Source organism: Streptomyces sp. NRRL WC-3626, assembly GCF_000718785.1.
GTDB classification, from domain to species: Bacteria; Actinomycetota; Actinomycetes; order Streptomycetales; family Streptomycetaceae; genus Streptomyces; species Streptomyces edwardsiae.
Map to the genome: position 1 here is coordinate 15,507 of NZ_JOCA01000006.1, position 13,233 is coordinate 28,739.

The following is a 13,233-nucleotide window of genomic DNA, read 5'->3' on the forward strand; positions in this document are numbered from 1 at the left end:
CCCGTTCGGCGGTCGGGCGGTCTTGACCGGCGCGGGACGATGGGCCACATGGCAGACCGATACCTTGAGATCTCCCTGGTCAAGCGCGGAATCTCCTGCACGGCCCGGCTGCTCGACGACAGGGCGCCGATCACCTGCGAAGCCGTCTGGAAATCTCTCCCGCTGTCCGGCGACGTCTACCACGCCAAGTACGCCCGCAACGAGATCTACGCCCTCTTCGCGCCCTTCGCGGACCGGGAACCACCTCTGGAGAACCCCACGGTCACCCCCATCCCGGGCGACCTGTGCTACTTCTCCTTCGCGGGCGCGGAACTGGGCACGAACGCGTACGGCTACGACCGCGAGGCCCACCCCACCGCAACGGTCGTGGACCTGGCCCTGTTCTACGAACGCAACAACCTGCTGCTCAACGGCGACGTGGGCTGGATCCCCGGCACGGTCTGGGCCGAGGTGGTGGAAGGCCTCCCCACGATGGCCACAGCCTGCAACGACCTGTGGCGCACAGGAGCGGCAGGCGAAACCCTCACCTTCCGAAGGGCACCATAACCCCGCCACAGCAACGACCAGACGCCCCGCAGCAACGACCGGACGCCCCGTAGCTGCGGGCAATCGTGCCGCTGGGGCGGCACGGGTGGGCGCAGCGGCACCCCGCAAACGCCGGGCCGCGCAACACCCCCCGCCCAGCCCCCCACGCCGGGCCACTACGCAGCAGGCGCCCCGCACAGCGCCTGCGCAGCCCGCAGCACCAGATCATCCCGATGCCGCGCCCCCACCACCTGCAACCCGATCGGCAGCCCACCCCCATCAACCCCCACCGGCACACTCGCCGCCGGCTGCTGCGTCATGTTGAACGGATACGTGAACGGCGTCCACCCGGTCCACCGCCGGCACCCGGAACGCCGAGGCACCTCCACCCCCGCCTCGAACGCCGTGACCGGCACGGTAGGCGTGACCAGCAGGTCGTAGACGTCATGGAACCGCCCCATCCGCCGCCCCAGATCCATCCGTACATCCACCGCCGCCAGATAGTCCAGCGCCGAGTACCGGACCCCCGCCCCACAGATCTCCCGCAACCCCGGATCCAGCAACTCCCGCTGCTCCCGCGTCAGATGCTGAACCACCCGAGCCGCCCCCGCGAACCACAGCGTGTGGAAGGCCTCCACCGGATCACTGAAGTCGGGATCGACCTCCTCGACGTACGCCCCCAGCCCCGCCAGCCGCTCCACCCCCCGCCGCACCGCGGAAGCGACCTCCGCGTCCACCCGCACCTGCCCGCCGAGCGACGGCGAGTACGCCACCCGCAGCCCCCGCACCCCGCCGGCCAGTCCCTCGGAGAAGGACCCGGAGGCCGCTCCCAGCGAGGACCAGTCCCGCGAGTCCGCCCCGGAGATCACGTCCATCATCAACGCCGCATCCGCCACATCCCGGGTCAGCGGCCCCACGTGCGCCAACGTCCCGAACGCGCTCGCCGGATACAGCGGCACCCGCCCGTACGTGGGCTTCAGCCCGAAGACCCCGCAGAAAGCGGCGGGAATCCGCACACTCCCCCCACCGTCCGTGCCCAGCGCCAGCGGCCCCGCCCCCAGCGCCACGGCCGCCGCCGCACCCCCACTGGACCCGCCCGCCGTACGCGCCGGATCGCGCGGATTGCGGGTGACCCCGCTCAGCGGCGAGTCCGTCACCCCCTTCCAGCCGAACTCGGGGGTCGTCGTCTTGCCCAGGAACACCGCCCCGTGCTCCCGCAGCCGGGCCACCGCCGGCGCGTCCTCGTCCCAGCGGCCCGCCGCCGGGTCGATCGTCCGTGACCCCTTCAGGGTCGGCGCACCGCGCAGCAGCAGGATGTCCTTGACCGTGACCGGCACCCCGTCCAGCAGCCCGCACGGCTCCCCCCGCCGCCACCGCTCCTGCGACGCGGCGGCCCGCTCCAGCGCGTCCCCGGCGAGCAGCCGTACGAACGCGTTCACCTCCGGCTGCACCGCCTCCGCCCGCTCCAGCGCCGCCCGGGTCACCTCCACCGGGCCGAACTCGCCCCTGCGGTATCCGTCGAGGAGCCGTACGGCGGTCAGCTGGGTGAGCTCGGACATACGGCCTCCTGGAGACGTCGGACGTCAGTGACCCGGTACATACCCGCGCTGCTTGTCGACCACGTTCGGCAGCGGCCGCCCCGCCGCCCACAGCTCGTACAACTCCACGAACTGCTCCCCGAGTTCGTCCCGCCAGCCGACCGTGTCCCCGCTCATGTGCGGTGACACGATCAGCCCGGGAAGGTCCCACAGCGGACTGTCCGGGGCGAGCGGCTCGGTCTCGAACACGTCCAGTGCCGCGCCCGCGATCCAGCGCTTCCGCAGTGCCTCCGCGAGCGCGTCCTGCACGACGAGCTGCCCCCGGCCGACGTTGACGAAGTGCGCGGACGGCTGCATCACCCCGAACCGGCGGGCGTCGAACATGCCGCGCGTCGACGACGTCAGCGGCGCCGCGGCGATCACCCAGTCCGCGCGGGCCAGCAGCCGGTCGAGATCGTCCGGCCCGTGCACACCGGCCCGCGCGGTACGGCCGACCAGGGCCGTTCTGACACCGAGCGCGGTGAGTGTGCCGGAGACCGCCCGCCCGATCGGTCCCGAGCCGACCACCACGGCACGGGTCCCGGCGACCTTGCGGGACTCCCGGTGCCGCCAGGTCCGCTCCCGCTGGAGGGCCAGCGTCCGCGGCAGGTCCTTGGCGAGGGCGAGGACGAGGGCGGCGACGTACTCGGCGATCGGCCGGTCGAAGATGCCGCGCGCGTTGGTGACCACGGTGTCCGAGACGGCGAGTTCCGGACAGAGCAGATGATCCACACCCGCGCTCGCCGTGTGCACCCAGCGCGGCCGGGGCCCCTCGCCCGGCCATGCCTCACGCACCGCGTGCGAGGCGAAGTCCCACACCAGCAGCACGTCGGCGGCCGGCAGCAGCCCGGCGAGCGTCGAGGCGTCCGCGTGCTCCACCCGCACCCGGCCGGTGAGCCTGCCGAGCCGGGGGAGCGGATCGGCGTCGAGGACGAGGAGCGTGGGGAGGGTCATGAGCCGCCGTTTCTCCGGGTCGGCCGGGGTTCCCGGTAAAGGAATGGCCGGAGTCTGAGATGCGCGGATTGACCACGCTCGCACCCGAACCTACCGTCGTCAACACGGGCGTTCCCGCGATCCGTTGTGTGCTCGTCTCCCAGCGTGAGGCCGGTGCTGACATGGACGTCTCCTTTCTCGGCGGCCCCGGCCCGCAGCGCGGAGTCGGGGTCGTGGCCCCCTTCGACTTCGCGCTGGACCGCGAACTGTGGCGCTGGGTCCCGGACGAGGTGTCCCTGCACCTGACCCGGACGCCGTACGTGCCGGTCGAGGTGAGTCTCGACCTCGCCAGGATGATCAGCGAGCACGAGACCCTCGGCGACGCGGTGCGCACCCTCACCGAGGTCACGCCCGAGGTCGTCGCCTACGCCTGTACGTCGGGCAGCTTCGTCGGCGGGATCATGGGCGAGCGCGCGATGTGCGAGGCGATGAGCAGGGCCGGCGCGGTCCCCGCCCTCACCACCTCCGGCGCACTCCTCGAAGCCCTGGTGGAACTCGACGTACGCCGGGTCGCCCTGGTCACGCCGTACACGGTTTCGGTCACCCGTTCGCTGGAGAACTACGTCGCACGCGCCGGGGTCACCGTCACCGGCTGCGCGTACATGGGCCTGACCCGGCGGATCTGGCAGGTCACCTACCGCGAGGTGGTCGACATGGCCCGGCGGGCGGCGGTCCGCGGCCGGCTCGGCACGGCCGACGCGCTGTTCCTCTCCTGCACCAACCTGCCGACGTACGACGTCATCCCGCAGCTCGAAGCCGAGCTGCGCATACCGGTCATCTCGGCCAACCAGGTGACCATGTGGGCGGCGCTGCGCCGATTGGGTACCCGAGCGGTGGGACCGTATCAGGCGCTGATCGACGCGTCGGCGCGCTCCGGGACCGTACTGCCGGGCCAGGCGTCCGGCTCCGTACTGCCGGAGGTGCCGCGAGCGTCGGAAGAGAAGCAGCAGGAAGGCTGGACATGACCGCACTGGGATTCCTCTACCCGGGCCACGCCGCGGAGGACGACTATCCGCGTATCGAGCAGTTGCTGGGCAGCGACATCCGCGTGGATCTGGTGCACACGGACATCGGTGAGGACGCGCACCGGGTGGACGCGCTGCGGGAGATGGGCTCGCCCGAGCGGCTGGCGGCCGGGCTCCAGCAGTTGCGGCTGTCGGGCGCGGAGACGGTGGTGTGGGCCTGCACCAGCGGCAGTTTCGTCCACGGCTGGGAGGGCGCGCACGAGCAGGTGCGGAACCTGGCGCGGGCGGCCGGCATGCCGGCGTCGTCCACCTCCTTCGCCTTCGTGCACGCGCTGCGGGAGGTGGGCGCGCGCCGGGTCGCCGTCGGCGCGACCTACCCGGACGACGTGGCCGAACTCTTCGCCGGTTTCCTGCGGGCCGGCGGCGTGGAGGTGGCCGGGGTGCGCGGCGCCGGGATCATCACGGCGGCGGAGGTCGGCACCTGGGGCGAGGAGGAGGTGCTCGCGCTGGCCCGCGCGGCGGACACCCCCGACGCGGACGTGCTGCTGCTACCGGACACGGCCCTGCACACGATCGCCCATCTCCCCGCCCTGGAGAAGGAGCTGGGCAAACCGGTCCTGACCGCCAACCAGGTCACGGTCTGGGAGGGCCTGCGGCTGGCGGACCGCAGGGTGAACGCCCCGGGGCTGGGGGCGCTGTTCACCCGGGAACCGATCGTCCAGGTGCGGACCTGAGTACAACCTTGATCCACTTTCGGTGGTCTCACTCCTGTGAGCCCCGCGCCGCGTCTCGGCGCAGGGCCGTCGGAATCTCGGATCCAGGGAGTCGTCATCACTGTGAGAGCCACCGTCGTCCGCCGTACCGCCCTGTCCGCCTCGGCGGTCACCCTCGCCCTGCTGGCCACCGCGTGCGGCGGCGGTGACGAGAAGGGCGGGAGCGGCGGGGACAAGGCGGCGAAGGGCGACACCGCGGCCGGTGCTCCGGCCGCGAAGGCGCTGACCGCCGCCGAGCTGGAGAAGCTCGTGATCGCCGCGCCCGACCTCAAGGACCACAAGGTGACCGAGCCGGGCAAGGACGAGGTATCCGACCCCGGCTCCCTCTCCGTCGAGCAGGCCGAGTGCGAGCCCGTCGCGCAGGCGCTGTCGTCCGTGCCGACGGGCAAGCCGGCGGCGAGTGTGCAGCGGCTCGTCACCCTGGAGTCCGAGGCGGCCAAGAAGGGCATGCCGGACCTCGACGGGCTGTCGGAGAAGGAGGCCGAGGAGGCGATGATCGACTCGCTCGACATCACCAAGACGATGGCCTCCCTGCGCTCCTACGACGCCGACGGCGCGAAGGAGACCCTCGCCGCGCTGCGGGAGGCCGGCAAGAAGTGCGCCGGGGGCTTCACCATGTCGGCCGACGGTGAGAAGCAGCAGGTCACCAAGGTGACCGAGGAGAAACTCGCGGCCGGCGAGGACGCGGTCGCCTGGACGGTGGGCACCAAGCTGGACGACACCACCGCCGAGACGAAGGTCGTCGTCTTCCGCCAGGGCACCACGCTCGCCGGATTCTCGTCCTTCAACATCGCGGCGGTCACCCGGGGCGAGACGTTCGAGCAGCCGACGGCCGTCATCGAGGCGCAGGAGGCGAAGCTCGGCTGACCCGTGCGGTGGACCGGGCTCTTCCGGCCCGGTCCACCGTGGGGTGCCGTGCACACGGAAGAACCCCGGTCCCGCTTCCGCGGGCCGGGGTTCTTCTCTCTGGAGCGCCGGGCAGGCCTTGCACCTGCATCTCCCCGCAGGAAGCGGGGCGTCTTTCCTTGGACCACCAACGCATGTTCACTTTCGGGGGCGACCCCCTCAGCGAGCAAGATGATCGTATCCCATGATCGCCCACCCCGCCATCCACTCCCGCTTCCGCCCACCACGGCCAGCCGCGCCGCACGCTTCCGCACTCCGCGGGCAGTCGTGCCGCTGGGGCGGCACGGGTGGGCGCGACGGCACCTCGCCAGCGCCGAGCGGCGCAACACACCCCCGGCCCGCACCAACGCCGGGCATGCCGCCGAGCACCGGGAGGGAATAACCGGGGACTGTCCCCTGTTACGTCGCGAAGCGACCGTCACACCCCACAGGAGGCACTCCAGCATGCCCGCAGACGACATCCGAGGCACAACCCCCGGCACCGCCCCCGTCCCGCTCTCCGTGCTGGACCTGGTGACCGTCGGCGCGGGCCGGACCGCCGGCGACGCCCTGCGGACCAGCGTGGACATCTCCCGCCTCGCAGAGTCCCGCGGCTACCACCGCTACTGGGTGGCCGAGCACCACTCCATGCCCGGTGTCGCCTCCTCCTCGCCCGCCGTGATCCTGGCCCACCTCGCCGCCCACACCGAGCGCATCCGCCTCGGCTCCGGCGGGGTGATGCTGCCCAACCACGCCCCGCTGGTCATCGCCGAACAGTTCGGCACCCTGGAGGCCATGGCCCCCGGCCGTATCGACCTCGGCCTCGGCCGCGCCCCCGGCACCGACGGCGCCACGGCGGCCGCCCTGCGTCGCAGCGACCGGCTGAACGAGGGCGCCGACGACTTCCCCCAGCAGCTCTCCGAGCTCACCCGCTTCCTCGACGACGACTTCCCCGACGGCCACCCCTACGCCCGCATCCACGCCGTCCCCGGCCCGGTGCAGGCCACCTCGCCCGGCGGTGTGCAGTCCCCGCACCGCCCGCCCGTCTGGCTGCTCGGCTCCTCCGGCTTCAGCGCCCGGCTGGCCGGCATGCTCGGCCTGCCCTTCGCCTTCGCCCACCACTTCTCGGCGCAGAACACCGTCCCCGCCCTGGACCTCTACCGCGAGACCTTCCGCCCCAGCGCGGTCCTCGACGCGCCCTACGCCCTCATCGGCGTCTCCGCGCTCGCCACGGACGACGAGAAGGAGGCCCGCCGCCAGGTGCTGGCCGCCGCGCTCAACATGGTCCGGCTGCGCACCGGCCGCCCCGGTCTCGTCCCCACCCCCGAGGAGGCGGAGGCGTACGAATTCAGCGCGATGGAGCGGGAGTTCGTCGACACCTGGAACGCCAACGTCATCCACGGCACCGCCGACGAGGTCCGCACCGGTCTCGACGAGCTGCAGAAGCGCACCGGCGCCGACGAGTTGATGCTCACCGCCAACGCCCACGGCGGCGACGTACGCCTGCGCTCCTACGAACTGATCGCCGACGCCTACGGTTTGCCCACGCCCGCCTGAACCCCGGGGCCGCCCAGCAGTTCGGAGATGCGGTCCGGCGACACCGGGCGGGAGTACAGCCAGCCCTGACCGGTGTCGCACCCGATCCGGCGCAGCCGGGTGGCCTGCGCCGACGTCTCCACGCACTCCGCGGTGACTGTCAGTCCGAGCCGGTGGGCGAGCTGCACCATCGCCTCGACGATGACCTCGTCCGCCGGGTTCGGCGGGGCGGCGGCCCGCTCCTCGTACTGGAAGCCCCGTACGAAGGAGCCGTCCAGCTTGAGCACCGACACCGGGAGCCGGCTGAGGTAGGCCAGGTTCGAGTAGCCGGTGCCGAAGTCGTCGATGGCGATGCGTACGCCCATGTCGCTGAGCGCCTTCAGGGTCTGGATCGGCCGCCCGGAGGAGCCCATCACGGCCGACTCGGTCAGCTCCAGCTGCAGCAGCCCCGGCTCCAGGCCCGTCTCCTCGAGCGTGTCGGCGACGTCCGCCACCAGGTCGGAGTCCCACACCTGCCGGACGGCCACGTTCACACTGACGAAGATCGGCGGCTCGCCGGGGTGCTGCAGCTGCCAGTCGCGGGCCTGCCGGCAGGCCGTGCGCAGCACCCAGCGGCCGAGGGGGACGATCGAGCCGTCCTCCTCCGCGAGCGAGATGAACCGATTCGGCGTCAGCGTGCCGAACCGGGGGTGGTTCCAGCGGATCAGCGCCTCCACGCCGTGCACCCGGTCGTCCTCCATGCCCACCAGCGGCTGGTACTCCAGCGCGAACTCGCCCCGGTCGATGGCGGGACGGAGCGTGGAGGCGAGCGCCTGGCGGGTCACCCGTGAGGCGTTGCGCTCCGGGTCGAACAGCGTCCAGCGGGCCTTGCCGTCGGCCTTGGCCCAGTACAGCGTGGTGTCGGCGGCCTGCATCAGCGCGGTGGGCGTGGTCCCGGCGGCATGCCGCTCGACCACCCCGATCGACGCCGACACCGACAGCAGCCGCCCGGAGAGGTCGAAGGGGGCCTGGATCGCGTCGAGCAGCGACTCGGCGAGGTCGGCGAGCTGTTCGGTACCGGTGGAGTCCTCGACCAGCAGCGCGAACTCGTCCCCGCCGAGCCGGGCGACCAGCGGCGTACCGGTCCTGGCCGCGTCCTTCGCGCACCGGTTGAGCCGCTCCGCCACGGCGGACAGCAGCTCGTCCCCGACCCGATGGCCGAGGGTGTCGTTGATGGCCTTGAACCCGTCCAGGTCGAGGTAGCACAGCCCGATCCGGCCCGTGCCGCTCTCCTCGTACGAGTCCGCGTCCAGCGCGGCCGTCAGCCGCTCGAAGAACAGGGTGCGGTTGGGCAGCCGGGTCACCGGGTCGTGCATCCGTACATGCCGCAGCTGTGCCTGGAGTTCGCGGTGGTCGCCGATGTCGGCGACCGACAGCAGCACGCCCCCGTCGTCGGCGGGCAGCGGGGAGACCGTCACCCGCACCCAGAGCGCGTGCCCCTCCGGGTGCTTCAGCCGGCGCGTGCGGCGCAGCCGGGCCCGCTTGCCGCGCAGCAGCTCGCGGTACGCGTGCCAGGTGCGGGCGTCGGAGGCGAGGTCCACCAGATCGGCGGCGACGGCGCCGGGCAGGGACTGCGGGTCGCGGCCCAGCAGCCCGGCGAAGGCCGCGTTGGCGCCGGTGACCAGACCCTCACGGTCGACCACGGCCATGGCGAGCGGCGCGGCGGTGAAGACGGAGCGGTACGACGGGGTGGGCGGGGCGGCGGACTCCCCAGGTCCGGATTCCGTACGGGGAGAGGTGCTGATCTCACTCTCCGTGACGGTCGGGGGATCGAGTTCTGTCGCGGGTGCCGACCCTTCGGACGTTCCTCTCACCGCTGCTCCCGCAGTGCACTAGATGGCTGTCCGTGCAGAAAGTCTCAGAAAAATACAGGAAAGTGTGCCGATCATAGAGGCCCGGGTCGGGGCCTTCCAGTCACTGTCCGGTCTTCTGTGCGGATCCGCATCTCTGCCCGATCGTTTCTGCTCAGGGGTGGACGGCTTCTGCGGGCCTCCGACCGGTTGTGACGTTCCGTGAGTGCGGGCGGTGTCGATGACGCCGGGTCCCGCTCGAATCCCTACGTTTCTCACTCGTCCGGTGCAGCCGAACAGGGCGTAGTACGACAAATCAACACAGTCTGGGTGCGGTGTCCCGTGAACCGTCTCCCGGAGGTCCCCCGTGCCGCGTCAGCTCACCCCGAGAGGACTCGGCCGTGAGGCGCTGCGGCGGAGGCTCGGACGACTGAGCCGATCGGGTGGACCGGAGGCATCGGGTGCATCGGGGGCACCGGGTGGTGCGGATGGGGGCGCGCCGGGCGGCCCGGACGCGCTGCGCGGTCCGGGTGCGCCGGGCCTCGCGGGCGTCCGTCCCCGGCTGCGCAGCACCGCCGCGATGTGCACCACGATGTCGGCGCTCGCGGCGACCTCCATGGTGAGCGTCCCGTCCGTCGCCGAACCCTTCTCCCCGGAGCCCTGCGCCCTCACCCGCACCACCGCCCACCACTCCGAGGGCCTGGACACCTGGAACACCGCCTACCCGCGCCCCACCCGGAGCATGGACGCGGTGATGGTGTTCCTCTCCTTCCCCGACTCCCACCCCCTGACCACGCCGGACGAACTCACCGCCGACCACTTCCCCGCCACCAGCCGCTTCTTCCAGCGCGCCTCCTACGGCAGGTTCACCCTCCGCCCGCACCCGCTCCGCCAGTGGATCCGCATGCCCCGCCCCTCGACGTCGTACGCCATACAGCGCGACTGGACCGTCGCGCACCGCGGCGCCTATCTGCGCGACGCGCTCGCCGCGGCCGATCCGCACGTCGACTTCTCGCGCTACGACATCGTGTACTTCGTCGCCGACCCGGACGCGCCGGGCGTGGACTCCGACGCCACGAAGGTCGTGAACCTGGACCGTCCGCTGCGCGCCGACGGCACCGATATCCGCCGGGTCGTCACGGTCTTCGAGAACCACCCCCCGGACCGCCTGGTCCTCGCCCACGAGACCGGGCACGTCTTCGATCTGCCCGACCTCTACCACCGGCCCGTGGACGGCAAGGGCGACTGGGACACCCATGTGGGCGACTGGGATCTGATGGGCAGCCAGTTCGCGCTCGCACCGGATCTCTTCGGCTGGCACAAGTGGAAGCTGGGCTGGCTGGACTCCCGGCAGGTGCGGTGTGTGCAGGAGGCGGGGCCGGTACGGCTGACGCTGGAGCCGCTGGGGGCGGGTCCGGGCATCCCGGTGACGGGTGCGGCGGGGGCGCCGAGCTTCGGCCTCGGGCGGGGGACCAAGCTGGCGGTCGTACGCACCGGCCCGGACAGTGTGCTGGCCTTCGAGGCCCGGGGCCCGGTCGGCAACGACCGCGCGGCCTGCCGGCAGGGGGTGCTGGTGTACCGGGTGAGCGGCGGTACCCGCTCCGGGCGCGGCCCCATCGAGGTCGTGGACGCCCATCCGCACACGGAGGCCTGCTGGTCGGACTCGGTCTACCCACCCCTTGCCGACGCCCCGGTCGCCCTCGGCGAGAGCTTCACCGTGCCGGGGGAGTCCGTACGGGTCGAGGTGGAGGACCGTACGGCGTCCGGCGCCTGGACGGTGCGGATCACCACCGGATAGACACGACGAAGGCCCCCCGCTTCCGCGAAGGGCCTTCACCGTGTCGTGCGCCGCCAGGGACTCGAACCCCGGACCCGCTGATTAAGAGTCAGCTGCTCTAACCAACTGAGCTAGCGGCGCCTGCTGACGTCGTAGACATTAGCATCACGGTCCGCAGGAGGAAAAATCGATATCCGCACGGCCGCCCGAGCCGCCCGCACGGCCGCCCACAGCAGCACCTCCGGGCCCGGCAGCCAGGGGTGACGCGTGTCGGGCGCGACGAGCCAGCGGGCCCCGGAGCGGGGAGTGGGCGCGGGCACGGTGACGGCGTCGCCGGTGCCATGACAGAGCAGGGGCGGCACCCCGTCCGTCCGCGTGCCGTGCGCGGCGCCCCACTCCTCCCACTCCATGAGCGCGGGGAGCCGCTGCGCCGTACCGGGCGCGGCGAACAGCAGCATCCGCCCCCGGAACTCGGCGACCGGCCCCGACCCCGGGCCGTCCTCCCACAGCCGGTCCAGCATCCGCCGCCCGAAGATCGCGGGCGCGCTGACCACATCGAAGACCACACCGCAGGGCAGTACGACCGGGGCGTCCGGCCGCTCCGCCCAGTGCGAGAGCGTGCTGCGCGGATACGTCCCCGCCGAGGCGAGCCAGGAGACACCCTCGGGGGTGACGCCGCTGGCGTCGGAGTCATTCCGTGGACTGCTCATACCCAAAGATCTACCTGCTGTGAGGGAACGGTTCCGCAGAGTTGCCGAAACCGACGGTGCGGAGCAGGGGGAAGGGGTATCGTGCGACCCCCGCGGCAGCCTGCCTACACGGGATCGACGCCCCCGAGACCGCCGGCGCCACCGTCTCCGCCCCGCAGCAGATCCCGTCCGAACTCGACCATCTTCTTCGCGTAGTCCTCGGTCCACTCCGCACGCTCGGCGATGTCCGCCGGCGTCAGCCGGTCGAAGCGTCGGGGGTCGGCCAGCTGGGCCGCCGCCATCGCCTGGAACTCCGTCGCCCGGTCCGCCGCGGCCCGGAAGGCGAGCGTCAGCTCCGTCGAACGCTCCAGCAGCTCACGCGGATCCTCGACCGACTCCAGGTCGAAGAAGTGCTCGGGATCCGAGGCCGCCTCCGCGGGCTCGAACAGCAGGGGCGCGGGGCGTAGCCGCGGCTGCTCCCGGCGCGGCGTGTGCTCCGCCATGACTTCTCCTCCATACGTCGCGATCACCCCTCCCCGACGGGCGGGCCACCGTCCATTGTCCCGCGCCCCCGCAAGGGGCCCCGAATCCCCGCCCTTCAACACCGCGAGAATGGCTTCCCAGCGGGCGGGGCGGTATGCATCGGCTGCTCCTCCCTGCCGGAACGGGGTGTCGGACTGGCGCCGCCGAACGGCCGAGGTGGCGCTTTCGCCGTCGTGCGCTTGGTTCAGGCCACTGAGGAGGGTGCGTCCGGCGATACCTTGCTTGGCCGGTGGTCCTTGTGTGCGGTGAAGACGAAGGCCGACTGGTCACCGTCCAGATCGATGGTCAGCGACGCGTCCAATGCCTTGGCGAGGCGGGTGAGCAGCGGCAGGGTCGGTACCGAGTCGCCGCCCTCGATGTTGGAGATCTGGGGCTGGGTCATGCCCGCGCGCCGCGCCAGCTCGCTCTGCGAGAGGCCGAGCGCCGTGCGCCGGTCGTAGACGGCCTGGCCGAGGGCGAACGCGTACCCGGCCTCCGTGTAAGCAGGGGATTCTTCGACCCGTTCACCCAATAGCTCCCGGGTCCGGCGTGTTTTCCACTGGGAGTGGTTCACGAGCTCTCCTCCTCAGTCCGGTCGTAACTGTGCTCGGCGCGGCCGTGGTCTGCTTCACACACCTTCAGTGCGTGTTGAGCGCGCTCGACCTCGGCGCCCTCGCGCTGTCTGGTCTTACGGAACACCGTCAGGAACACGATTCGCCGCTCGGGAGCAAGCCAGTAGGTGATGCGGACCGCGTTCCCGTCCATGGTGAAGCGCAGCTCGCGGAGCTTGCCGCCGAGATGGCGAGAGTACGGCTCTCCGAGAGTCGTCGGCTGAGCGGCAAGCATGTCAGCGGCACGCTCCGCCTTGTCGTAATGCGGATCAGAAAGGAGAGCCAGCCACTGCCGGACCTCCGGTTCGATCTCGATCTGCCAGGTGTCCCTCACACCTCGGACTATACAGATATCTATATGGGCTGAGTGTCCCGCTGAACGAGACGGCGCCTCAAGAGGCCGTGCGTGCGAGTGCGGCCTGGATATCCCCCTTGCGGCGCGTACCTGGCCGTGAGGGCGTCCGCGAAGGGGAGTCCGTCGTCGATCGTCACGCGGATCGTGCACGTCACCTTCGGCATCATCAGAGACGCCGACCTGTGACGAGCGCGAA

General features: G+C 71.7%; 13 protein-coding genes and 1 tRNA gene. 6 read left to right on the forward strand and 8 right to left on the reverse strand.

All coding sequences use genetic code 11. The features are described 5' to 3' along the window. Nucleotides 1-48 precede the first annotated feature (48 nt). A complete protein-coding gene (locus IF28_RS0110735) occupies nucleotides 49-546 on the forward strand; it encodes a DUF3830 family protein (RefSeq protein WP_030216988.1) in 498 nt (165 codons plus the stop codon). Between the two features lie 155 nt (nucleotides 547-701). Here the strand turns inward: IF28_RS0110735 and IF28_RS0110740 are convergent, their stop codons facing one another. Both IF28_RS0110740 and IF28_RS0110745 read right to left on the reverse strand, forming a co-directional pair. Then, nucleotides 702-2,084, reverse strand: coding sequence for an amidase (locus IF28_RS0110740; RefSeq protein ID WP_030216990.1), 1,383 nt, complete (start codon nucleotides 2,082-2,084; stop codon nucleotides 702-704). Between the two features lie 24 nt (nucleotides 2,085-2,108). Next, the gene (locus IF28_RS0110745) at nucleotides 2,109-3,056 is read right to left on the reverse strand and encodes a D-2-hydroxyacid dehydrogenase (protein ID WP_030216991.1); all 948 of its coding nucleotides are present in this window, start codon (nucleotides 3,054-3,056) and stop codon (nucleotides 2,109-2,111) included. 161 nt (nucleotides 3,057-3,217) lie between these two features. Between IF28_RS0110745 and IF28_RS0110750 the strand changes: the two genes are divergently transcribed. The 4 genes from IF28_RS0110750 (at nucleotide 3,218) to IF28_RS0110770 (ending at nucleotide 7,275) form a co-directional block, all read left to right on the forward strand. Next, a complete protein-coding gene (locus IF28_RS0110750; protein ID WP_030216994.1) occupies nucleotides 3,218-4,060 on the forward strand; it encodes an aspartate/glutamate racemase family protein in 843 nt (280 codons plus the stop codon). Next, nucleotides 4,057-4,794 (forward strand): aspartate/glutamate racemase family protein, encoded by a 738-nt coding sequence (locus IF28_RS0110755; protein WP_030216995.1) that lies wholly within the window; start codon nucleotides 4,057-4,059, stop codon nucleotides 4,792-4,794. The genes IF28_RS0110750 and IF28_RS0110755 overlap by 4 nt, the downstream gene beginning before the upstream one ends. Nucleotides 4,795-4,896: 102 nt before the next feature. After that, entirely contained in the window at nucleotides 4,897-5,700 is an 804-nt protein-coding gene (locus IF28_RS0110760; RefSeq protein WP_030216996.1) for a hypothetical protein, read from the forward strand. A 483-nt stretch (nucleotides 5,701-6,183) separates the two neighbouring features. Beyond that, nucleotides 6,184-7,275, forward strand: coding sequence for an LLM class flavin-dependent oxidoreductase (locus IF28_RS0110770; RefSeq protein WP_030216999.1), 1,092 nt, complete (start codon nucleotides 6,184-6,186; stop codon nucleotides 7,273-7,275). Here the strand turns inward: IF28_RS0110770 and IF28_RS0110775 are convergent. Continuing rightward, entirely contained in the window at nucleotides 7,251-9,107 is a 1,857-nt protein-coding gene (locus tag IF28_RS0110775; protein WP_030217002.1) for a putative bifunctional diguanylate cyclase/phosphodiesterase, read from the reverse strand. The genes IF28_RS0110770 and IF28_RS0110775 overlap by 25 nt on opposite strands. 556 nt (nucleotides 9,108-9,663) lie before the next feature. Between IF28_RS0110775 and IF28_RS0110780 the strand changes: the two genes are divergently transcribed. Continuing rightward, nucleotides 9,664-10,881 carry a M6 family metalloprotease domain-containing protein gene (locus IF28_RS0110780; protein ID WP_030217010.1) on the forward strand — a complete coding sequence of 406 codons (1,218 nt, stop codon included), beginning with the start codon at nucleotides 9,664-9,666 and terminating at the stop codon, nucleotides 10,879-10,881. 46 nt (nucleotides 10,882-10,927) lie between these two features. Here IF28_RS0110780 and IF28_RS0110785 read toward each other — a convergent pair. The 5 genes from IF28_RS0110785 to IF28_RS0110805 form a co-directional block, all read right to left on the reverse strand. Beyond that, nucleotides 10,928-11,001: transfer RNA gene (locus IF28_RS0110785), tRNA-Lys, on the reverse strand. After that, complete coding sequence (locus IF28_RS37255) at nucleotides 10,992-11,570, reverse strand: bifunctional DNA primase/polymerase (RefSeq protein ID WP_030217013.1); 579 nt, start codon at nucleotides 11,568-11,570, stop codon at nucleotides 10,992-10,994. The genes IF28_RS0110785 and IF28_RS37255 overlap by 10 nt, the downstream gene beginning before the upstream one ends. A gap of 104 nt (nucleotides 11,571-11,674) precedes the next feature. Further along, nucleotides 11,675-12,052 (reverse strand): hypothetical protein, encoded by a 378-nt coding sequence (locus IF28_RS0110795; RefSeq protein WP_030217018.1) that lies wholly within the window; start codon nucleotides 12,050-12,052, stop codon nucleotides 11,675-11,677. A 224-nt stretch (nucleotides 12,053-12,276) separates the two neighbouring features. Then, a complete protein-coding gene (locus IF28_RS0110800) occupies nucleotides 12,277-12,645 on the reverse strand; it encodes a helix-turn-helix domain-containing protein (RefSeq protein WP_030217023.1) in 369 nt (122 codons plus the stop codon). Next, nucleotides 12,642-13,016, reverse strand: a complete 375-nt coding sequence (locus tag IF28_RS0110805) for a type II toxin-antitoxin system RelE/ParE family toxin (RefSeq protein ID WP_030217026.1) — start codon at nucleotides 13,014-13,016, stop codon at nucleotides 12,642-12,644. Before IF28_RS0110805 ends, IF28_RS0110800 begins: the two co-directional genes overlap by 4 nt. Nucleotides 13,017-13,233: the final 217 nt, after the last annotated feature.